The organism is Candidatus Pantoea symbiotica, assembly GCF_056491525.1.
In genome coordinates this window covers 207,980-228,053 of the sequence record NZ_JBSZHR010000002.1, presented here as the reverse complement: position 1 = coordinate 228,053, position 20,074 = coordinate 207,980, and the positions used below count along the sequence as shown (strand labels likewise).

The 20,074-nt window shown below is 57.8% G+C and carries 20 protein-coding genes and 1 tRNA gene; 15 read left to right on the top strand and 6 right to left on the bottom strand.

Annotated features, from left to right (window positions below):
* Window positions 1-16: 16 nt before the first annotated feature.
* The 4 genes from ACXIZX_RS01655 (at window position 17) to ACXIZX_RS01640 (ending at window position 3,931) form a co-directional block, all read left to right on the top strand.
* On the top strand, window positions 17-1,318 hold the full coding sequence (locus ACXIZX_RS01655) for an anaerobic C4-dicarboxylate transporter (protein WP_154154544.1): 1,302 nt from the start codon (window positions 17-19) through the stop codon (window positions 1,316-1,318).
* An 83-nt stretch (window positions 1,319-1,401) separates the two neighbouring features.
* Window positions 1,402-3,102, top strand: coding sequence for a protein-disulfide reductase DsbD (locus ACXIZX_RS01650; protein ID WP_479403507.1), 1,701 nt, complete (start codon window positions 1,402-1,404; stop codon window positions 3,100-3,102).
* A 66-nt stretch (window positions 3,103-3,168) separates the two neighbouring features.
* Window positions 3,169-3,747 carry a division control transcriptional repressor DicD gene (gene dicD, locus ACXIZX_RS01645; RefSeq protein ID WP_154193184.1) on the top strand — a complete coding sequence of 193 codons (579 nt, stop codon included), beginning with the start codon at window positions 3,169-3,171 and terminating at the stop codon, window positions 3,745-3,747.
* 108 nt (window positions 3,748-3,855) lie between these two features.
* Window positions 3,856-3,931 (top strand) — tRNA-Phe (locus ACXIZX_RS01640).
* Window positions 3,932-4,019: 88 nt separating this feature from the next.
* Here the strand turns inward: ACXIZX_RS01640 and ACXIZX_RS01635 are convergent.
* Entirely contained in the window at window positions 4,020-4,319 is a 300-nt protein-coding gene (locus ACXIZX_RS01635; RefSeq protein ID WP_176970147.1) for a helix-turn-helix domain-containing protein, read from the bottom strand.
* The gene (locus ACXIZX_RS01630; RefSeq protein WP_479403506.1) at window positions 4,306-4,671 is read right to left on the bottom strand and encodes a type II toxin-antitoxin system RelE/ParE family toxin; all 366 of its coding nucleotides are present in this window, start codon (window positions 4,669-4,671) and stop codon (window positions 4,306-4,308) included. Before ACXIZX_RS01630 ends, ACXIZX_RS01635 begins: the two co-directional genes overlap by 14 nt.
* 461 nt (window positions 4,672-5,132) lie before the next feature.
* On the opposite strand from ACXIZX_RS01630, the gene ACXIZX_RS01625 reads away from it, so the two are divergent.
* The gene (locus tag ACXIZX_RS01625; RefSeq protein ID WP_479403505.1) at window positions 5,133-5,828 is read left to right on the top strand and encodes an RraA family protein; all 696 of its coding nucleotides are present in this window, start codon (window positions 5,133-5,135) and stop codon (window positions 5,826-5,828) included.
* 389 nt (window positions 5,829-6,217) lie between these two features.
* Here the strand turns inward: ACXIZX_RS01625 and ACXIZX_RS01620 are convergent, their stop codons facing one another.
* The gene (locus tag ACXIZX_RS01620) at window positions 6,218-7,138 is read right to left on the bottom strand and encodes a DMT family transporter (protein WP_479403504.1); all 921 of its coding nucleotides are present in this window, start codon (window positions 7,136-7,138) and stop codon (window positions 6,218-6,220) included.
* A gap of 270 nt (window positions 7,139-7,408) precedes the next feature.
* On the opposite strand from ACXIZX_RS01620, the gene ACXIZX_RS01615 reads away from it, so the two are divergent.
* The 4 genes from ACXIZX_RS01615 to ACXIZX_RS01600 are packed head-to-tail and all read left to right on the top strand — an operon-like array spanning window position 7,409 to window position 10,735.
* Window positions 7,409-8,248, top strand: coding sequence for a transporter substrate-binding domain-containing protein (locus ACXIZX_RS01615; protein WP_061718305.1), 840 nt, complete (start codon window positions 7,409-7,411; stop codon window positions 8,246-8,248).
* 2 nt (window positions 8,249-8,250) lie between these two features.
* Window positions 8,251-8,961: a 5-oxoprolinase subunit PxpB gene (pxpB, locus tag ACXIZX_RS01610; protein ID WP_479403503.1), complete on the top strand. Its 711-nt coding sequence runs from the start codon at window positions 8,251-8,253 to the stop codon at window positions 8,959-8,961.
* Window positions 8,958-9,944, top strand: coding sequence for a 5-oxoprolinase subunit C family protein (locus ACXIZX_RS01605; protein WP_479403502.1), 987 nt, complete (start codon window positions 8,958-8,960; stop codon window positions 9,942-9,944). The genes pxpB and ACXIZX_RS01605 overlap by 4 nt, the downstream gene beginning before the upstream one ends.
* 20 nt (window positions 9,945-9,964) lie before the next feature.
* A complete protein-coding gene (locus ACXIZX_RS01600; protein ID WP_479403501.1) occupies window positions 9,965-10,735 on the top strand; it encodes a 5-oxoprolinase subunit PxpA in 771 nt (256 codons plus the stop codon).
* A gap of 428 nt (window positions 10,736-11,163) precedes the next feature.
* On the opposite strand, the gene ACXIZX_RS01595 is transcribed toward ACXIZX_RS01600, so the two are convergent.
* Window positions 11,164-12,366 carry a pyridoxal phosphate-dependent aminotransferase gene (locus ACXIZX_RS01595; RefSeq protein ID WP_479403500.1) on the bottom strand — a complete coding sequence of 401 codons (1,203 nt, stop codon included), beginning with the start codon at window positions 12,364-12,366 and terminating at the stop codon, window positions 11,164-11,166.
* 486 nt (window positions 12,367-12,852) lie between these two features.
* Between ACXIZX_RS01595 and nac the strand changes: the two genes are divergently transcribed.
* From nac to ACXIZX_RS01565, 6 genes are all read left to right on the top strand, one after another.
* Window positions 12,853-13,776, top strand: coding sequence for a nitrogen assimilation transcriptional regulator NAC (nac, locus tag ACXIZX_RS01590; RefSeq protein WP_049851333.1), 924 nt, complete (start codon window positions 12,853-12,855; stop codon window positions 13,774-13,776).
* Window positions 13,777-13,885: 109 nt separating this feature from the next.
* On the top strand, window positions 13,886-14,308 hold the full coding sequence (locus ACXIZX_RS01585; protein WP_479403499.1) for a biotin/lipoyl-containing protein: 423 nt from the start codon (window positions 13,886-13,888) through the stop codon (window positions 14,306-14,308).
* A 225-nt stretch (window positions 14,309-14,533) separates the two neighbouring features.
* On the top strand, window positions 14,534-15,286 hold the full coding sequence (locus tag ACXIZX_RS01580; protein WP_008106954.1) for an SDR family oxidoreductase: 753 nt from the start codon (window positions 14,534-14,536) through the stop codon (window positions 15,284-15,286).
* Window positions 15,287-15,308: 22 nt separating this feature from the next.
* Window positions 15,309-16,004, top strand: coding sequence for an amino acid ABC transporter permease (locus ACXIZX_RS01575; protein ID WP_479403498.1), 696 nt, complete (start codon window positions 15,309-15,311; stop codon window positions 16,002-16,004).
* Window positions 16,005-16,009: 5 nt separating this feature from the next.
* Window positions 16,010-16,765, top strand: a complete 756-nt coding sequence (locus ACXIZX_RS01570; protein WP_479403497.1) for an amino acid ABC transporter permease — start codon at window positions 16,010-16,012, stop codon at window positions 16,763-16,765.
* 9 nt (window positions 16,766-16,774) lie between these two features.
* On the top strand, window positions 16,775-17,512 hold the full coding sequence (locus ACXIZX_RS01565) for an amino acid ABC transporter ATP-binding protein (protein WP_008106948.1): 738 nt from the start codon (window positions 16,775-16,777) through the stop codon (window positions 17,510-17,512).
* Window positions 17,513-17,930: 418 nt separating this feature from the next.
* Here the strand turns inward: ACXIZX_RS01565 and ACXIZX_RS01560 are convergent, their stop codons facing one another.
* Both ACXIZX_RS01560 and ACXIZX_RS01555 read right to left on the bottom strand, forming a co-directional pair.
* Window positions 17,931-19,100: a Gfo/Idh/MocA family protein gene (locus ACXIZX_RS01560; RefSeq protein WP_479403496.1), complete on the bottom strand. Its 1,170-nt coding sequence runs from the start codon at window positions 19,098-19,100 to the stop codon at window positions 17,931-17,933.
* A 10-nt stretch (window positions 19,101-19,110) separates the two neighbouring features.
* Window positions 19,111-20,034: a TIM barrel protein gene (locus tag ACXIZX_RS01555; protein WP_479403495.1), complete on the bottom strand. Its 924-nt coding sequence runs from the start codon at window positions 20,032-20,034 to the stop codon at window positions 19,111-19,113.
* Window positions 20,035-20,074 lie beyond the last annotated feature (40 nt).

Sequence of the window (20,074 nt, the reverse complement as noted above, 5' to 3'; positions counted from 1 at the left end):
TCAGGGAGCGGAACGAATGGTAGTAGTGGAGTTAGTTATTGTCCTGCTGGCGATCTGGCTCGGTGCGCGTCTTGGCGGCATCGGCATCGGTTTCGCGGGCGGTTTAGGTGTGCTGGCGTTAACGCTGATTTGCGGCTTAAAGCCCGGCGCGATTCCCTTCGATGTGATCGAAATTATCATGGCGGTGATTGCCGCGATTGCCGCGATGCAGATCGCCGGCGGTCTCGACTACCTGGTGGGATTGGCCGAACGCCTGCTGCGCCGTCATCCGCGCTATGTCACCTTCCTCGCGCCGCTGGTCACCTACGTCATGACGCTGCTCGCCGGTACCGGCCACACCGCCTTCTCCACCTTGCCGGTGATTGCTGAAGTGGCGAAAGAGCAAGGCGTACGCCCTTCACGTCCGCTGTCGATTGCGGTCGTCGCCTCGCAGATTGCCATCACCGCGTCGCCGCTTTCTGCGGCAGTGGTGTTTTTCGCCTCCATTCTTGAACCGCGCGGCGTAAGTTATCTGGCGCTGTTAGGTGTCGCGATTCCCTCTACCATGGCAGCAATCTTCTGCGCCGCCATCATCACCAGCTTCCTTGGCAAGGAGCTTAAGGATGATGAGGTTTACCAGGCGCGTTTAGCAAAAGGCGAAGTGAAGCTACGCGGCGAGCAGGTTTATGACATCAAACCAGGCGCGAAGCGTGCTGTCTTCCTCTTCCTGATCGGCATTGCCGCCGTGGTGCTCTACGCCACCGCGATTAGCGACAGCGTTGGCCTCATCACCAATCCAGTGCTGCCGCGCAACGAAGCCATCGTGGTGTTTATGCTGACCGTTGCCACGCTAATTTGCCTGACCTGCAAAGTCGATACCGGTGAAATCCTCAGCGCCAGCACCTTTAAATCAGGCATGAGCGCCTGTATCTGCGTGATGGGCGTGGCGTGGCTGGGCGATACCTTCGTTAAAGCGCACCTTAACGATATCCAGGCGTTAGCCGGCGACATGCTGCAAGGTTATCCGTGGATGCTGGCGCTGGTGCTGTTCTTCGCCGCCACGCTGCTCTATTCGCAGGCCGCCACCACCAAAGCGTTAATGCCTGCCGCGTTGATGCTGGGCGTCTCGCCGCTGGCCGCCGTCGCCTCCTTTGCAGCGGTTTCCGCGCTGTTCGTGCTGCCGACCTATCCTACGCTGCTGGCCGCCGTCGAAATGGATGACACCGGTTCAACCCGTATCGGCAAGTTTGTGTTTAACCACTCCTTTATTATTCCCGGCGTGTTGGCGATTGCCTTCTCGGTGGCGTTCGGCTTCCTGTTTGGCAGCCTGATTCTGTAGCGCCGTTACATCCTGAAAACCTCGTGGCGAAGCGGTCGTGCTATTATCGCGGCCTATTCGCCACCGGAGCTCATTCATTCGCTATGGCTGCACGACTCTTTCGCCTTGCCGGCTTTTGCCTGGCGCTGGTTTTCTGCCTTTCGGCACAAGCCTCACTCTTCTCCCCGAACAACAACAGCCGCTTTGTGCCGGTTGATCAGGCGTTTGGCTTCGATTTCACGCAACAAGGCAATCAGCTGACGCTCAGCTGGAAAGTGAAGGATGGCTACTATCTCTATCGCCAGCAAATCCACGTTACGCCGCAAAAAGCGCAGATTGCCCCGCTGACGTTGCCGCCGGGCCAGCCGCACGAAGATGAGTTCTACGGCAAAAGTGAAATCTACCCGCAGGATCTGCAACTGCCGATCACGCTGCGTCAGGCCGATGCCGGCGCGACCGTCACCGTCACCTATCAAGGCTGCGCCGCCGCCGGTTTCTGCTATCCGCCTGAAACCCGCACCGTGCCGCTGAGCGCGGTTACCGCCAATCAGGATGCGCCCGCAGTCAGCGCCCAGCCCGCCAAAAACAGCACGCCGCTGCCGTTTTCACCGCTGTGGGCGCTGCTGATTGGTATTGGCGTCGCTTTCACACCGTGCGTATTGCCGATGTATCCGCTGATCTCCAGCATCATTTTAGGTGGCCCACGCCGCTATTCGATGGGGCGATTATTCGCGCTGGCGATGGTGTATGTGCAAGGTATGGCGCTGACCTACACCGTGCTCGGCATGGTGGTCGCCGCGGCGGGATTACGCTTCCAGGCCGCGCTACAGCATCCTTACGTGTTAATGGGCTTGTCGGCGCTGTTTATCGTGCTGGCGCTGTCGATGTTTGGCCTGTTCTCGCTGCAATTGCCTGCCAGCCTGCAAACGCGCCTGACGCTGTGGAGCAATCGCCAGCAAGGTGGATCGCTGCCCGGCGTATTCATGATGGGCGCACTGGCGGGTTTGATCTGCTCGCCCTGTACCACCGCACCGCTCAGCGCCATTCTGCTGTATATCGCGCAGAGCGGTAATCTGTGGGCCGGCGCTGGCACGCTGTGGCTGTATGCCTTCGGCATGGGCCTGCCGCTGATTGCCGTGACCATGTTTGGCAACAAGCTGCTGCCGAAAAGCGGGCCGTGGATGCAAACCGTCAAAGAAGGTTTTGGCTTTGTGATTCTGGCACTGCCGGTATTCCTGCTGGAACGCGTGATTGGCGATCTGTGGGGCTTACGCTTGTGGAGTCTGCTCGGCGTGGCGTTTTTTGCCTGGGCATTCAGCCTCAGCCTGCGCGCCAGCGGTAAATGGCGTGTGCTGCAGATCATCATGCTCACCGCCGCGCTGGTCAGTGCGCGCCCGCTACAGGATTGGGCGTTTGGCAGCAGCACCAGTGCGCAAGCCGTGGCGCATCTGCCGTTCCAAACCATCAATAGCAGCGAGCAGCTCGATAGCGCGCTGCAGCAGGCGCAAGGCCGCATCACCATGGTCGATCTGTATGCCGACTGGTGCGTGGCCTGCAAAGAGTTCGAGAAATACACCTTCAGCGATGGAAGCGTGCGTAACGCGTTAAGTCAGGTGCAACTGCTGCAAGCCAATGTCACCGCCAATAACGCGCAGGACAACGCGCTGTTACAGCATCTGCAGGTTTTAGGTTTGCCGACCATTCTGTTCTTCGACGCCCAAGGCAAAGAGATTCCCGATTCGCGCGTCACCGGCTTCCTCAACGCCGCCGATTTCCGTGCGCATTTGCAGAATTTGTCACGTTAAACGACACTGTCAGCAGAACACTGCCCGCTCGTCCGCGAGCGGGCCCGCATTCCAGAGGAGAGTCACTTGCAACGTGAACAAATACTCGAGCATGCGTTGAATGTGCTCGAACAGAGCGGCCTGGCCGCCACCACTTCCCTGACCCAGCTGGCTGGCGAAACCGGTCTTGAAGCGGAACAACTTACGCGTTTCTGGCCCGATCGTGATGCCTTGCTGTACGACGCGCTGCGCTATCACGGCCAGCAGATTGATAGCTGGCGTCGTCAGGTGCAGCTCAATGAACATCTCAGCGCCGAACAAAAGCTGTTAGCCCGCTACGAAGTGCTGAGTGAGCACGTCAGCAAAGGCCGCTTTCCCGGCTGCCTGTTTATCGCCGCCTGCAGCTTCTATCCGCAACCTGATCAGCCGGTGCATCAGCTAGCCGAACAGCAAAAGCGCAGTTCCTGGCAATTTACCCATGAAATTCTGGTCGATTTAGCGCTGGATAATCCCACCATGGTGGCCGATCAGATGGAGCTGATTCTGGAAGGTTGCCTGAGCAAGCTGCTGGTGAAACGCAACGTGCAGGATGTGGCGACGGCGCGCCGTCTCGCGGAAGATGTACTCGGCATCGCGCTGTGCCGCAAAAATGGTGCGCTGGCGTAGCCTTTTTATCCATCCTGTCTGAAAAGCAAGCAATCAATCACGATTGCTACGCTTTTTTGACGAAAGCCGTTGACGACGATAAGCCATTAGGGTTTAATGCGCCCCGTTGCCCGGATAGCTCAGTCGGTAGAGCAGGGGATTGAAAATCCCCGTGTCCGTGGTTCGATTCCGCGTCCGGGCACCAACATTCTGAAAACCCAGCTTATGGCTGGGTTTTTGCTTTTCTGCATTCTGAAAAAGATGCCGGTTTCTCACGGACATCTTCCTCCACATCAGATCTGAAATATCCGGCCATCTCCGGTGGGAAGTTCAACATTGAGACTCAACTTACCACCTAACGCCTCGACATACTTTTTCAGGCTGGAAAGTTTTATCTCGTCACCTCGCGCTTCAATCGCGGCGATAGCAGGCTGCGAGATACCCATTTTTTCAGCCAGCTGCACCTGTGAAAGTTCCAGCTCCTCACGCAACTGACGCAGGCGGATCTCCAGAATTTTTTGGTCTGCCTTATTTTTAATGCGCTCCTGGGACTCAGGAGAACGCTGTGCGATCAGCTCTTCAAGTTTTGGCATTGGTTAATTCCTCCAGATGCTGCTTGTACTCTTTATCAGCCAGTTTGATCATCGATTGGTAGAAGCGCTTCTGATTAACACCGGTTTTATCACCCGCACACAGCACGATAGCCTTCCTTGCAGGATCAAACGCGAAAAATGCGCGAATCGGCCTTCCATTACTTTGGACGCGAAGTTCCTTCATGTTGGCAAAACGAGAACCGGTGACCGTATCGACATCCGGTCGCCCCAACATTGGGCCAAACACTTTCAGAACTTCGAGGCTCGACAACACATCTTCAACCATTTCATCATCTTGTTCTTGCAGCCATGCTGCAAAGAGCAAAGTAATTTCGACTTCCCAACTTTTCAAAATTGCCTCTCATAAACTGTAGTTTATATCGACACCATATAAACTGGAAGTTATATTTTGAGAGATGATTTGCATCATGATTTCTGCTTTCCGCTGAACTGAACGTCTTAGATTTGAGAGTTGCCTCTGAAAATAAATTAACGACTCAGCTAATATTTTTAATCTATCCCCCCATAATAAAATCCAATAAAATTAATTATCAGTGATTTAAACCCACCCAAAATATTAATTCGTGATCCTGCCTCCGTTAGCCGTAACATCCCACACGTAACACGTTCGCAATCGCGTAAGCTTAATCTCATACCAGTAATCATCCACTGATTCAGCTTGTTAGCTTAACGCCCTAATCATTGAAGTAATGACTCATTAAAAAGAAAAATAAAACGTCTTACTTCAATCTTTAATTATTTACTCAGAAACACGATTCGATTAATTAAATCACTCCCTACAGGAAAATAACCATGAGCGCAGGAAACCGAATCTATTTACGCCGTCCCGCCGATGCCGAACCGTTGCTGGAAGCTTTTCGCCGTTTACCGGCGGCGGTGGTAGCGGATTGCATGAGCCGCTTGCCCGCCTTGTCTGCGGAGATCAGTCTGAAAACCGCGCCGCGCCAACCGATCATGTGTGGCCTGGCGGTGACGGTTAAAGCGCGTTCCGGTGACAACCTGATGCTGCACAAAGCGCTGGATATGGCGGGCCGAAACGATGTGATTATTCTGTCGAACGAAGGCGATCGCAGCCAGTCACTGATGGGTGAAGTGATGGCGACCTATGCCAAACAGCGCGGTATGGAAGGCATTGTGCTGGACGGCCCGGTCCGCGATATCGAAGGATTGTCACGCATGGACTTCCCCATCTACGCCGCCGGTCACACGCCGGGTGGCCCGTTCAAGGACGGTCCCGGCGAGATCAACGTGCCGATTGCCTGCGGTAAAATTCACGTCTCGCCGGGTGATATCGTACTGGGCGATGCGGATGGCGTGATTGTGATTCCTCGCCAGGATGCCGCACGCATTCTCGAAGCAGCGCAGGCGTATCTCATTGTTGATGAACACAACTTCGAGCTGGCAAAAACCGGCGCGCTGGAACGCAGCTGGCTGGATGAGACGCTGCGCACCAAGCAGGTTGAAATCATTGATGATGTGTTCCGCTAATCTTTCGCCGTCGTAGGGTGCGCATTTATGCGCACCAGGTCGCCATAAATGGCAACCCTACAACGATTGTGAGTTAAGAATACGCACTGCTGCTGCAGCGCGGGTGTTGAGGCGACATCCTAACCCGCTGAACGAGTGAGGGATTCCAGGGCGAGCCGCATGGATGCGGCGAGAGGTGGCGCTGAGCAGGAGCGAATCGACACCGGTCCGTCAGGAATCGTGAATGAGTGAAGGTACCGCGCAGCGGCGGGTTGGGCTGGCGCAAGGCCCGGGAGTGCAGAGGGCGCGGCCAGGCGCTCTCTGCTCGGTCGCCGCACCGAGGTGCTGCAACTGCATAAGCACATGGCGAACGAAAGTCGCTCTGCGCTTAACTGAGCGGCACCACGCCGTTAAGGCGTGCTACTCACCATCGCCACTTTACGCTGCCGATTTTCACGCCACACCGCAAAAATCCCGGCCAGCGCCACAATCGATGCGCCCAGCAAGGTGGTGCTGCCCGGCAGGCTGTTCAGGAACAGATAGCCAATCAGCATCGACCACACCAGCGTGGTGTAATCGAACGGCGCCAGCAGTGACGCATCGGCGTAACGCAGGCTAAGCGTGACCAGAATCTGTGCCAGACCGCCAAACAGGCCGCAGCCCACCAGCAATAACAGCTGTATGGCGCTGGGTTTGCTCCAGCCAAACAGCGCTGTCGCCAGGCCAATAAGGGTCGTCATTACAGAGAAATAGAACACAATCGCGCCCGGCTTTTCGATGCCGTTGAGGAAGCGGATTTGTACGTTAGAGGTCGCGGAACACAGCGCCGCAATCAGCGCAAATGCCACGCCAAGGCTCGCCGTCGCATTGCTGGCACCATGAGAAAACAGCGCGCCGCTGGCGCTCAGGCTGGATGAGAGCATGATCAGAATGCCGGATAATCCCACCACCACCGCGATCCAGCGCGAAATCCGCACCCGCTCTTTCAGCAACATTGCCGCCATAATCACGGTAAACAGCGGCGCGGCATAGCTGAGCGCGGTCGCATCAGCGAGTGAGATATACACCAGCGCCAGATAGTTAAAATACATGCCGCCGGTGCCGGAGAAGCCACGTATAAAGTGACCAAACAGATTACGCGTCTTGATATTTTCCAGCACGTTACCTTGAATTTTCAGCCAAATCAGCAGCGGAAACAGCGCGATAAAACTGCGGAAAAAAATCACTTCGCCGGTGGGAATGGCACCGTTTAGCCCCTTCACACACGCCAGCATCAAGGTGGCGCACAGCGCGGCCACTATCTTCAATAACACGCCTAATCGGGCATTCATGCTTTTTCACTTCTCTCTACCACATGCAATCGGCGGGACTGCCGAGAGGACATGCGACCAGCCTGGCGAGAAAAGTGTGCGCTGGATAACACTTTTTTGCTCTGCCCGAATAGAAAGAACTTATGCGCCGCGTAGCCATATTTTTTTGCTATTGCACGACAGGGTTTCCCTCTTTTTCGTCTGAAAACAAAGCCGATATAGTCCAGAAAAGCGAGAAATCAGGCGCTCCGTCCCGGTGACGCCGTGGTATTCATCATTGAGGAAGTTCACATGACCATGAAAAGACGTACCACCATCGGGCTGGCACTGCTGCCGCTGCTGGCTATTTCGGCTGCTCATGCAGACATGATGGCGAACATCAAATCCAGCGGCGAGCTAAAGTGCGCGGTCTATTCGGACGTGCCGCCCTTCTCTTCCCCGGATCCGAAAACGCGTCAACTGGCGGGCATGGATATCGATCTGTGCAACGCGCTGGCGAAGCAGATGAACGTCAAACTGACGCTGGTGCCCACCTCGGTGGAAGCGCGTATTGCGGTGATTGCCACCGGTCGCGCCGACGTGCTGATCGCTAACCTTGCCTATACCAAAACTCGCGGCAACCAGATTCAGTTCAGCGATCCCTACTACGTCGCCAAAGAGATGCTGCTGGTGAAAGCGCCGTTGGCCGACAAGCCGCTGAGCTATTTCCAGGGCAAACGCATCAGCGCCACCAAAGGCACCACCTCTGAGCAGTCGATCCACATTAAAGGCGGCAAAGCGGTGACCTTCCAGGATTCGGCTTCCGCTTTCCTCGCGCTGGAGCAGAACAAATCGGTCGGCTTCGTCACCAACACCATGACCGGCATCAAAACCATTTCACAGGCGAAAAAAGACGGCATCAATCTGGCGATGATCAAAGAGCCGATGGCGCTGGAGCCGATTGGTGTCGGCATGAAGCGTGATGAACCGGCACTGCTGGCCAGCGTCAACAGCAGCCTGAAGGCGATGGACGATGACGGCACCATCGACAAAATCTGGGATACATGGATTGGGCCCAACACCGAATACAAAATGGTGCGCGAAGAGCGCGTACAGCCGCTCTCCAGTCTGAAATTTGAACCGCTGGAATAACCATGCCCGTGAAGTCGCACTCTGCTCTCCAGCCCGCCAGCGCCCCCGCGCTGGTTTGCTCCTCTGATATCAAGCTCTCCACCATTGGCGCACGCGCGTGGCTGGTGGAAGCGCCGGGCGGTTTCGATCTCCCGGCGCAGCGGCGCATCTGGTCGCTGGCGCGCCTGCTGCATGCCGACGAAGCGATTGAAGCGCTGATCCCCGGCGTCACCAATCTGCTGGTGCTGTTTCGCCATATTCCAGCCGATGAAACCGCCGTGCGCATGCAGCTGCACGCTGCCTGGGATCAGGCTCAGGCGATCAGTCCGCAGGGCAAACTGATTGAAATCCCAGTGCATTACGGCGGTGAACACGCCACCGATCTCGAGGCGGTATGCCGCCATACCGGCTTAAGCCCGCGCGAAGTGGTACGCCTGCATCATCAAAGCGAATACACGGTGTTTGCGCTGGGCAGCGCGCCGGGCTTCGGTTATCTGCATGGTTTGGATCCGCTACTCGCAACGCCGCGCAAGAAAGTGCCATCGCTCAGCATGCTAAAAGGCACCGTCACTATCGGCGGCGCACAGGCGGGCGTCTCGGCGCTGACCGGCCCGAACGGCTGGAACGCGATTGGTTTTGCCGAGCTGGCGGTATTTGACCCACTCGCAGCATCACCCGCGCTGATGGCACCGGGCGATCGCATCCGTTTTCTGCCGCAGAGGATTGAGCTGTGATTGATATCGAACAGAGCGGTGCGCTGAACACGGTGCAGGATTTAGGACGATTCAACTATCGCCACATGGGCGTGTCGGTGAGCGGCGCGATGGATCCGCTGGCGCTGCGTGCCGGTAATCTCCTGCTCGGCAACGACGAAAATGCAGCGGCGATTGAAGTGCAGCTGTTTCCGTTCCGCGTACGTTTTTTGCAAAACAGCAGCATCGCGGTGACCGGTGCCGATTGCCGCGCCACGCTGGATGGCACGCCGCTGCCGCCGTGGTGGGGCTGTGGCGTGCGCGCCGGGCAAGTGCTGGAGCTGCGTTATCCACGCAGCGGCGCGCGTGGCTATGTGTGTATTGCTGGCGGCATTGATGTGCCGCTGGTGCTCGGCTCGCGCAGTACCGCGCTGCGCGGCGGCTTCGGCGGCGTTGAAGGACGTCCGCTGCAGCGTGGCGATCGGCTGGCGCTCGGCGAAAGTCGCAGCCCGGCACTGCCTCAAAGCGGCATCGGCATCGAACCGCCAGACAGCGCGTTACACGCCTGTTTTCCCTGCAACCGCGCCGGAGACATTCAGCTGCGCGCCATTCCCTCCGGCGAATACCCGCTGTTTGCCGCCGATGCCGCGCGTTTCTGGCAGCAGTCGTGGCAGGTATCGAATCAAAGCAATCGCACCGGCTATCGGCTTTCAGGCGATCCGATCTTCCCGTCAGAAACCGTTGAGATGCGATCTTACGGGCTGATCCCCGGCATTGTGCAGGTGCCGCCGGGCGGCGAACCGATCATCCAGCTGAGTGATGCCAACACCGCTGGCGGCTATCCGAAGATCGCGGGCGTGATCGAGCAGGATCTGTGGCGGCTGGGGCAAGTGCTGCCGGGCCAGTCGATCCAGCTGATCCAATGTGATGTGCGTGAAGCGATCGCCATCGAACAGGAAGTCACGCGCTGGCTGAGCCGCTTGCGTCTCAGCTGCCAGCCACTGCGTAAAGCGCTTACCGTATAATCCGCACAAGGAAACCAGGCATGAAGATAGATGTGAATTCCGATATGGGCGAAGGCTTTGGCGTTTACCAGCTGTGCGATGACGCCGCGCTGATGAAAGTGGTGTCATCCGCTAATATCGCCTGCGGTTTCCACGCCGGCGATCCGGCGATCATGACCAACATGGTGCGGCTGGCGAAATCACATGGCGTGGGGATTGGCGCGCATCCCGGCTTGCCGGATCGTCAGGGTTTTGGCCGCCGTGAACTGCCGTTTAACGCCGAAGAGATTTGCCAGCAAGTGGCCTATCAACTCGGCGCGCTCACGGCGATTGCCCGCGCGGAAGGCACCTATGTTTCCCACTTCAGTTTCCACGCCGCGATGGGCAACATCGTCAACCGCGATGTCGCGCTGGCGCAACAGGTGATGGAATTGGTGGCGCGCATCAATAGCGATCTGATCATCTTCGCCCAGCCCGATACCATCATCGAAACCGCCGCGCAGGCGGCAGGCCTGAAAACGCTGACGCTGTTTCTGGCGGACCGCGCCTATGACGCGCAAGGCCGCTTAGTTCCGCGCGGCATTGCCGGTGCGGTGATCAAAGAGGAAACCGCGTTGCGCGCCCGCGTGCGACAGTTTTTGCAGCATGGCACGGTAACAACGATTGAAGGTGAAGAGATTGCAGTGCGTGCGCGCTCGATTCTGGTTCACAGCGACACGCCAGGTTCGCTGGCGCTCGCCACCATTGTGCGCAGCGAAATCAAAGCCTGCGGCCATCAGGTCGCTCCAGCCGCAGAGGTTATCGCGCAATAATGACAGTACCCGAACGGGTTTTTCGTAGGATGCGCATTCATGTGCACCAGGTCGCCATGAATGGCGACACTGCGGAATTAGTCGCGATTGTGAGTCAGAAAATTGCATTGCTACTGCAGCGCGGGTGTTGAGGCGACATCCCAAACCGCTGAGCGAATGAGGGATTCCAGGGCGAGCCGCATGGATGCGGCGAGAGGTGGCGCTGAGCAGGAGCGAATCGCCACCGGTCCGTCAGGAATCGTGAATGAGTGAAGGTACCGCGCAGCGGCGGATTGGGCTGGCGCAGGGCCCGGGAGTGCAGAGGGCGTGGCCAGGACGCCCTCTGCTCGGTCGCCGCACCAAGGTGCTGCAACTGCTTAGCACATGGCGAACGAAAGTCGCTCTGCGCTTAACTGAGCGGCATCACGCCATTCAGGGCGACCTGAATTTCAAACGCAACCTCCACAAAACGCCGCAATGCGATCGCATCCCGTCTCTAACCGCTCCATGCTCGTGGCATACGACAACCGGATAAACGGGCTCATGCCGTATGCCTCGCCCTGCACTGTCACCACGTGCTGCTCCTCAATCAGCGCCAGCACAAAATCGGCATCATTAGTGATCAACCGGCCACCAGCGCTGGTTTTGCCAATGTAGCCGGCGATATTCACAAACAGATAAAACGCGCCCTGCGGTTTATGGCAGCGCAGGCCGTCAATCGACGTCAGGCGCTCCAGCACGTAATCGCGGCGCTGACGATAGATGTGCGCGCGCTCCTGCAGCAGATCCTGCGGGCCTTCCAGCACCGCCACCGCCGCTGCCTGGGTTAAGGTGCAAACGCCGCCGCTGTTCTGCGTATTCACGTTGCTCATCGCTTTGATCAACGGCGCCGGGCCGCCGCAAAAGCCCAATCGCCAGCCGGTCATGGAATAGGCTTTCGACACGCCATTCACCGTCAGCACGCGGTCATAGAGACGCGGCTCAACCTGCGCCAGCGTATAAAAGCGCACATCGTCATAAATCAGGTGCTCGTAGATATCGTCGGTCATGATCCACACCTGCGGATGGCGCAACAGCACCTCGCCCAGCGCGTGCAGCTCCGCTTTGGTCGCCACCGAACCGGTGGGATTGCTCGGATAGTTGAGCAGCAGCCATTTGGTTTTGTCGGTGATGGCAGCATCTAAATCGGCAGGCAGCGGCTTGAAGCCGTTCTCCTGCGCACATGGCAGCGCCACTGGAACGCCACCGGCGAATTTGACGATATCGGCATAGCTGATCCACGACGGCGTCGGGATCACCACTTCATCGCCCGGATTAATGGTCGCGAGGATCGCGTTAAAGATGATCTGCTTAGCGCCGCCGGCGGTGAGGATCTGGCTGACGTCGTAATCTAGCTGATTATCGCGTTTGAACTTCAGCTGGATCGCCTTGCGCAGTGCTGGCGTGCCGTCGGTAGGTGGATAGCGCGTATCTCCGGCGCGCGCGGCGGCGTAAGCGGCTTCAATCGCGTGAGGTGGCGTGGGGAAATCGGGTTCACCGGTAGAAAGCGCTACCACATCAATGCCCTGCGCGGCGAGATCGCGGGCCTTTTGGGTCATAGCAACGGAGGCAGAAACGGTGACATTCTTTAATCGATCGGCTATCTCGGGCATGGGTTAATCCTGGCTCAGTGTCAGCATGAACGGCTTGCAGCAAGCTGCAAACACGACGTTTACCAGAGGATAGGTTTTTGCCCGAAGCGTCGGTTAATAGTGCTTTGTTGTGGTGATATAACACAAAGCGATGACTGAACCGACCGCACACTTTCGCCATAAAGGTGACGAGCCTGATGTGGAAATGCGCGGCAGGTCACGCGCCAGCGCCTGACGCAATGTTAATAGAGTGTTACTTTGAGTGCCGGTTAACAGCGCGCAATGCCCGTTTACTCACTCCCATCATCGCCAAATCTAATGAGTGAATCGCACCATACCAGTGCAAAGGTCGCTGTTTTACCCTCGCCGTCTCGGCAACTGTCCAACTCAGCATCGGCCTTAGGAGGCACTGTGGCTCTACCCTCCTGTCTGAGTTCACTCGCGAAAGCTTATTTTGGCATCAAGTTTGCTTGATACCCGCTATGCGTTCTGTTGGAGGAAGCGTTCATGAATCTTCGTCGCCTGAAGTACTTTGTTAAAATTGTTGATGTAGGCAGCCTGACCCAGGCCGCCGATATTTTGCATATTGCCCAGCCCGCGCTGAGCCAGCAGCTGGCTACGCTGGAAGGGGAAGTGAATCAGCAACTGCTCATTCGTACCAAGCGCGGCGTGACGCCGACCGAAGCCGGTAAAACGCTCTATTCCCACGCGCAGGCGATTTTGCGCCAGTGCGAGCAGGCACAAAGCGCCATTGAGCTGGTTGGCGCTTCGCTGAGCGGCAGCGTCTCAGTGGGCTTAGCGCCGGGCACTGCCGCACAAAACCTCGCGTTACCGCTGATGATGGAAGTGCAGCAACAGCATCCCGGCATCGTGCTCTACTTCAATGAGAACTTCGGCACCACGCTAAGCGAACTGATCATGAATGGCCGCATGGATATGGCGGTAATTTACGATCACCGCACTATTCACGGCCTGCGCTTTATGCCGTTGATGAAAGAGGATCTCTACTTCGTCTGCCCGTTCAGCCTCGCGCAACCGGTGAAAGAGATCCCGCTGGCGCAGGTGGCGCAATACGATCTGTTCCTGCCGCGCGTCTATAACATCATGCGCAAAGTGCTCGACGATGCCTTCGTACACAACAATCTGCAGTACCGCGTGAAATGCGAGATCGAGTCACAAACCACCCTGAATGCCGCACTGAGCGCCGGTCTCGGCACCACCATCATGCCGGAATCTGCTGCGCGCGCGATGCTGAAAAGCGGCGATGCGTGGATGGCGAAGATCGTCGATCCGGATGTGCAGGTGTCGCTGTCGTTCTGCATGTCGGATCATCTGCCGCTGTCACAGCCGGCCGAAGCGGTGAAATCGATCCTGCTGTCGCTGATGTCGCGCCGCAACGTTGAGAACCATCCACTGACCTTGGTGGGATAAGTCCCGCTTATTGCCGCAAAGCGAAACCCTCTTACTGCCCGTATTGCGAACGCGCTAGATTACGATTTTGCCCGCTCTGGCGGGCGTGTTTCGCTTTGACGGGAATTCCATGGATAAAACCGCAATACCGCTGCCGACGCTGCGCGCGCTGGCACGCAAGATGCAATCCTCCGGGCTGAACAGTCTGGCGCTCGATGGCAAACACTGGTCGGTGCGCTTGACCTTCGCCGCCACGCCAGCCACGCCCGCGCCTGCCACGGTTCCCGCCGCTGAAATCCTCCCCATCACGCAACGCATCGGCGCACCGATGCCCGGCACGCTGCTGCACCGCCATCCGCATAGCCAGCAGGATTTTGTCGCGCCCGGCCAGCAGATTGTGGCCGGTGAAGTGGTGGCGCTGGTGCAGGTTGGCCCGCTGTATGTGCCGGTGATCAGCCCCACCAGCGGCACGATCCGGTCGCTCATGGCTGAGCATCTTTCGACGGTGGAATATGACGAGGAGATCCTGACATTTGCGCCGTCAAGCGCATAAGTTCAACACCGCGCGATAAATCGCGCCGCTACAAATACGAGCATTTTGTGGGTCGATCAATCACCGCACATGTCGTAGCGGCGCAATTTATTGCGCAATGTTGGAACGGGTGAAGTGCGGCAGGCAAGCGTTATAAGGGGCGCTTATTGCCTCAAAATTTTTATGTCTTATGCCCTTGCGGCATAACTGCATACAGTCAAAAGACGCCATAACGAGGAGAGGCAGATGCCATTTTCAGATTACAAAACCGCGCTGGTAACCGGCGCATCCGCGGGAATGGGTGAAGCGATCGTTGAGCGCTTGTGCAAAGAGGGCATCACCGTGCACGCGGTGGCGCGCCGTAAAGAGCAGCTGGCGGCGCTGGCCGATCGTACCGGCTGTATTCCGCATGCGGTGGATGTCAGCGACGTCAACGCGCTGACCGCGCTGTGCAAAGATCTCGAAATCGACATTCTGGTCAACAACGCGGGCCTGTCGCATCCGGGATCGATCCTTGATGCCGACGAGAACGTGATTGAAACCCAGGTCGACGTCAATCTGCGCGCGGTGCTGCATCTGTGCCGTTTGCTGGTGCCGGGCATGGTGAAACGCGATCGCGGCCACGTCTTCAACATCACCTCGATTGCTGCCATCTACAACTTCAACGGCAACTCGGTATATCACGCCACCAAAGCCGGTGTGCATGCCCTTTCGCGCCAGCTGCGCGTCGATTGCTACGGCGCACGCGTGCGCATCACCGAAATCTGTCCGGGCCGCGTCGCCACCGATATCTTCGGCAACGTGTCAGGCGATCACGAAGAGGCGCGCCGCCGCTTCATTGATGGCTTCGAACTGCCGCAGGCCAAAGATATCGCCGACTGCGTCGCCTTCGCGCTCGCGGCACCGCTGGCGGTGAATATCGGCAACATCGAAATCACCCCAACGCTGCAGGTGCCGGGCGGTCTTTCCACTATGCGACCGGGCGACCACAGCGCGTAATTTGTGACCATGAGGTAACAGAATGGCTCTCGATTTCAGCAGTGTGATAACCGGCCAATACGGCCAGATGATCGTTGACGGAACGGTGATCACCCTTGAACTGGCGTTGGGTGCCTGGCTGCTGGCGATGGTGCTGGCGCTGCTTTTGGTGGTGATCCGCCTGACTGAAAACCGCATCGCGGTCGGGCTGGTCAAAGCCTATGTCTCTTATCACCGCAATGTGCCGACGCTGATCCAGTTGATGATGTGGTACTTCGCCATTCCCACGCTGCTGCCGGAAGCGCTGCAGATGTGGATCAACAACTACAACGCCGAGTTCCTGTTCTCCCTCACCGCGCTGGGCCTGTGTCAGGCGGCGTACTTCTCTGAAGATATCCGCAGCGGCCTGCGCGCCATTCCCGACGGCCAGAACGAAGCCGCGCGCGCACTGGGCATGAGCTACGTGCGCGCCATGCGCGGCGTGATTCTGCCACAGGGCATTCGCAACGCGCTGCCCGCGGTGATCAACCATACGGTGCTGCTGTTTAAAAACACCAGCCTGGCGATGGTGATTGGCGTGGCGGATCTGACCTATGTGACGCGCGATATTGAGAACCAAACGTTCCGTACCTTCGAATCCTACATCATGGCGACCGTGGGCTATCTGTTCTTCTCCCTGCTGCTGATGGGCCTTGGCGCACTGCTGGCCCGCCGCTTCCAGCGCGTCTATGCGAGGTAATGGCGATGTTTGAGATTTTCACCATTTTGCATGACAACGGCATGCTGCTGTTGATGGGCCAATACCCGAACGGTCCGATTGGCGGCGTGCTCTGTACGCTGCTGATCTCGGTGCTGGCGGTGCTGCTGGCGTTTCCGATTGGTGTGCTGCTGGGCCTGGCGCGTCTGTCTCCATGGCGCTGGCTGAGCTGGCCCGCCACCGGCTGGGTTTACCTGCTGCGCGGCATCCCGCTGATGATGGTGGTGTTCTGGACTTACTTCTGTGTGCCGCTGCTGATTGGCCACAACATCAGCGGCTTCGCCACCATGCTGTGTACGCTGGTGATCTATGAAAGTGCCTATATCGCGGAGATCGTGCGCGGCGGCATTCAGGCGCTGCCGCACGGTCAATACGAAGCCTCGCGCGCGCTGGGCATGAGCCACCTGAAAACCCTGCGTCTGGTGATTCTGCCGCAGGCGCTGTTCAACACCTTGCCCAGTCTGGTTAGCCAGCTGGTTTCGATCATCAAAGACAGTACGCTCGGCTACGTGATCAACGTGCCGGAGCTGACCTTTGCCGCCAATCAGGTGAGCAATCAGCTGCTGACCAAACCGTTCCAGGTGTTCGCCATTGTGGCGTTGAGCTACTACATCATCTGCTTCAGCCTCACCTGGCTGACCAATAAACTCGAAGCGCACATTGCGCAGAAACGTCGTCAACCGCCGCAGCCAACGTCCAGCGTGGCGCCCGCGGTGATGCTGACTAAAACCTCTTCGCAATAAGGAAACCGCATGGGACCGATGATCATGTTTAATCAGGTCAACAAATGGTACGGCGCATATCAGGCGCTGACCAACCTGAGCGCCGAGATTAATCCCGGTGAAGTGGTGGTAGTGTGCGGCCCGTCCGGCTCGGGCAAATCAACGCTGATCCGCACCGTTAACCGCTTAGAACCCATCGATGACGGCCAGATCGTGTTTGATGGCACCGATATTCACGGCAGCAGCACACGCCTCAATCAACTGCGCACGCGCATCGGCTTTGTGTTTCAGAGCTTCAACCTGTTCCCGCATGTCTCGGTGGCCGAGAACATCATGATGTCGCCGATGAAAGTGTTGGGCGTGAAGCGCAGCGAGGCGCGTCGTCAGGCCGGTGAATTGCTGGAACGCGTGGGTTTAGCGCATAAAGCCGATGCCTATCCGGCGCAGCTGTCTGGCGGCCAGCAGCAGCGCGTGGCGATTGCCCGTGCGCTGGCGATGAAGCCGCCGGTGATGTTGTTCGATGAACCGACTTCGGCGCTCGATCCAGAGATGGTCGGCGAAGTGTTGTCGGTGATGCGCGGTCTGGCACAGGAAGGAATGACGATGATGTGCGTGACCCACGAGATGAACTTTGCCCGTGAAGTGGCGGATACCATCTGGTTTATGGATCAGGGACAGATTCTGGAGAAATCACAGCCGGAACAGTTCTTCACCCAGCCGCAGCATCCGCGCGCACAGCGCTTTTTAAGCGATCTACGTTCACACTGAATTTCAGGTCGCCATAAATGGCGACCCTACGAAAAACGCGCCAATCCTTTGTAGGGTCGCCATTCATGGCGACCTGGTGCGCACCCTACGAAAAACCAGTTCGGGCACTGTCATCACAGGCGGCGCTGTTGCGCGCCATCCGCAGCGCCGAGCGCAGAGTGACGGCCAGGATGAGCCGACAGGACGTCGGCGAAAGCGCGGTATGAGCCAGGAAGGCGAATCCGCGCGGTCCGTCAGGCCGGAGGGATAAGCGAGGGAACAGCGAGGTCCGCGCCTTCGGACCTTAGCCCGGCCGCCTGCTTCTGGCATTCTGAAACTGCCAGATGCTTAGCGGGCGGAACCCCTGCGATGTCAGCGCGCTGCTTATCTGAGAAGCATTACGCCATTCATGGCGACCTTGCCAACCACCGCACCAATCTCAACAATCCACCCACACCGCACCCGCATCGGCGGATTTCACGCACTGTTCCACCCAACGTACGCCCATCAAACCGGCATGCGCGCCGGGATACCAGAAGTCCTTAAGGAACGCCTGATCGCCACGATCGGTGGCATCCATTGCCAGCGCAAAACGGCGATAAAGATTGGACCAGGCTTCAAACAATCCTTCCGGATGCCCGCCGCCAATACGGTCGTCAGCCAGCGCGCTGTGATGCAGATAACCCATGCCGCGCTCGAGAATCTGCACCGGCTCGCCCTGCACTTCATAGCGCAGCTGATTCGGCTGTTCGTCCCACCACTCCAGGCTGGCTTTCTCGCCGATCACCCGCACTTTCTGGCCGTGCATCGAACCGCAGTTCACCGCCGACGCCCACATGGTGCCGACCGCGCCGTTGTCATACTCCATCATCACGAAGGCGTTATCCTCCAGCGGCGCACGGGTTTTGACAAAGCTCTGGCGGCTGCACAGCAGGCGTTTCACCTGCAGATGCGGCACCATGGTTTCAGCGATAAACAGCGGATGCGTCGCCAAATCGCCCAGCACATAGCTCGGCCCGACGAAACGCGGATCGACGCGCCACTTGGTGCTTTCGTTCTGTAATTCAACCGCTTGGTTATGGAAGCCATGCGCGAACTGCATGTTGATGATGCGGATCTCGCCCAGCAAACCTTCCGCAATCATCTCGCGCGCCTGATGAATCAGCTGATGGCCAGCATAACCGTAGGTCACGCCGATGATTTTCTTCTTCTCGGCGCACAGCTGTTCCAGCTCATCGGCTTCGGCGGCGGTGAAACACAGCGGCTTCTCGCACACCACATGCAAACCCGCATTGAGCGCGGCGCGGCAGATGGTGAAGTGCGTGTTATTTGGCGTGGCGATTGACACCGCTTCGATGCCGTCAGCTCGCGCCGCTTCTGCCGCAAACATCGTTTCGTAATCCGCATAGCAGCGATCGGCGTCAATCCCCAGCGAAGTGCCAAAGGCGCGGCCGCGCTCGGCGTTGATATCAAAGGCGCCCGCCAGCAGCGTGAAGTTATTGTCACGCGTGGCCGCCGAACGGTGAATATAACCAATCTGGCTGGTGCCGCCGCCGCCGACCATGCCCCAGCGCAGCGAGCGATCCAGAGCTTTAATGCCGTTAATCATGCTGTTCTCCTCAGAATCCGACCGATTGCAAATAGTGCAGGCTGGCGGTGACGTCACGCAGGCTGGTGTCGGCATCGCGCGGGTCGCGCTCCTGCTCGACGGTGATCCAGCCCTGATAATTGCGCTCCGCCAGGAAGGCACGCACCGCCGGATAATCAATCGCCCCTTTGCCAATCGGGCACATCACGCCTTCTGCGCAGGCAGCAAAGAAATCGACGCCGCGCGCAATCACGTCACGCCACACCGCGTCGTTAACGTCTTTGAAGTGCAGGTAATCGATGCGATCCCAGTAGCGGCTGAGATAAGGAATCGGATCCATGCCGGAGTAGTACAAATGCCCGGTGTCGAGGCACAAACCGGCTACCTCGTGTGGGATGTCTTCCACCAGCTGTTGCAGCTCGTCAGCGAACTCAATGCAGCCGCCGGCATGCGGATGGATCACCGCGCGCACGCCATATTCGTTCCAGGCAATCTGGCTCAGCGTGGTGATGTGCTGCATCATGCGCTGCCACTCCTCATCTGACAGGCGCGGCGCCTTGTCGGATTGACCGGCATATTTGGCGCGTTCTGGATTACCGAAGTCGATAATGACCAGATAAGGCGCAGGTTTGTTGTCCACATGGGTTTTGGTGGCGGTCGGCACCAGCGACAGGTTGCGGCAAATGTTGTGCGTCAGCTCAACCATCGCCGGGAAATTGGCTTCACTCACCAAATCATCAAAGATGGTGCCCGCCACCAGCGACAGGTCGTGCGCTTCCAGCTGCTGGCGCAGTTCGGCAGGTTCAACCGGCAGATAGGTCCACGGGCCCAGCTCAATGCTTTTATAACCGGCCTGTGACGCTTCACTCAGGACTTTCTGCCACGGCGGCAGGAAAGGATTTTTCGGGTCATCAACGCCCCAGCTACAGGGCGCGTTAGCAATATGAATAGTCATGATCGTTCCTTGCGGTAGTGGATAGCGCAAGTATCAAACA

Excerpts from the sequence above, each read along its gene's own strand:
- ACXIZX_RS01655 (WP_154154544.1), top strand. The coding sequence starts at position 17 with ATGGTAGTAGTGGAGTTAGTTATTGTCCTGCTGGCGATCTGGCTCGGT.
- ACXIZX_RS01650 (WP_479403507.1), top strand. The coding sequence starts at position 1,402 with ATGGCTGCACGACTCTTTCGCCTTGCCGGCTTTTGCCTGGCGCTGGTT.
- ACXIZX_RS01635 (WP_176970147.1), bottom strand. The coding sequence starts at position 4,319 with ATGCCAAAACTTGAAGAGCTGATCGCACAGCGTTCTCCTGAGTCCCAG.
- ACXIZX_RS01625 (WP_479403505.1), top strand. The coding sequence starts at position 5,133 with ATGAGCGCAGGAAACCGAATCTATTTACGCCGTCCCGCCGATGCCGAA.
- ACXIZX_RS01620 (WP_479403504.1), bottom strand. The coding sequence starts at position 7,138 with ATGAATGCCCGATTAGGCGTGTTATTGAAGATAGTGGCCGCGCTGTGC.
- ACXIZX_RS01615 (WP_061718305.1), top strand. The coding sequence starts at position 7,409 with ATGACCATGAAAAGACGTACCACCATCGGGCTGGCACTGCTGCCGCTG.
- pxpB (WP_479403503.1), top strand. The coding sequence starts at position 8,251 with ATGCCCGTGAAGTCGCACTCTGCTCTCCAGCCCGCCAGCGCCCCCGCG.
- ACXIZX_RS01600 (WP_479403501.1), top strand. The coding sequence starts at position 9,965 with ATGAAGATAGATGTGAATTCCGATATGGGCGAAGGCTTTGGCGTTTAC.
- ACXIZX_RS01595 (WP_479403500.1), bottom strand. The coding sequence starts at position 12,366 with ATGCCCGAGATAGCCGATCGATTAAAGAATGTCACCGTTTCTGCCTCC.
- nac (WP_049851333.1), top strand. The coding sequence starts at position 12,853 with ATGAATCTTCGTCGCCTGAAGTACTTTGTTAAAATTGTTGATGTAGGC.
- ACXIZX_RS01585 (WP_479403499.1), top strand. The coding sequence starts at position 13,886 with ATGGATAAAACCGCAATACCGCTGCCGACGCTGCGCGCGCTGGCACGC.
- ACXIZX_RS01580 (WP_008106954.1), top strand. The coding sequence starts at position 14,534 with ATGCCATTTTCAGATTACAAAACCGCGCTGGTAACCGGCGCATCCGCG.
- ACXIZX_RS01575 (WP_479403498.1), top strand. The coding sequence starts at position 15,309 with ATGGCTCTCGATTTCAGCAGTGTGATAACCGGCCAATACGGCCAGATG.
- ACXIZX_RS01570 (WP_479403497.1), top strand. The coding sequence starts at position 16,010 with ATGTTTGAGATTTTCACCATTTTGCATGACAACGGCATGCTGCTGTTG.
- ACXIZX_RS01565 (WP_008106948.1), top strand. The coding sequence starts at position 16,775 with ATGGGACCGATGATCATGTTTAATCAGGTCAACAAATGGTACGGCGCA.
- ACXIZX_RS01560 (WP_479403496.1), bottom strand. The coding sequence starts at position 19,100 with ATGATTAACGGCATTAAAGCTCTGGATCGCTCGCTGCGCTGGGGCATG.
- ACXIZX_RS01555 (WP_479403495.1), bottom strand. The coding sequence starts at position 20,034 with ATGACTATTCATATTGCTAACGCGCCCTGTAGCTGGGGCGTTGATGAC.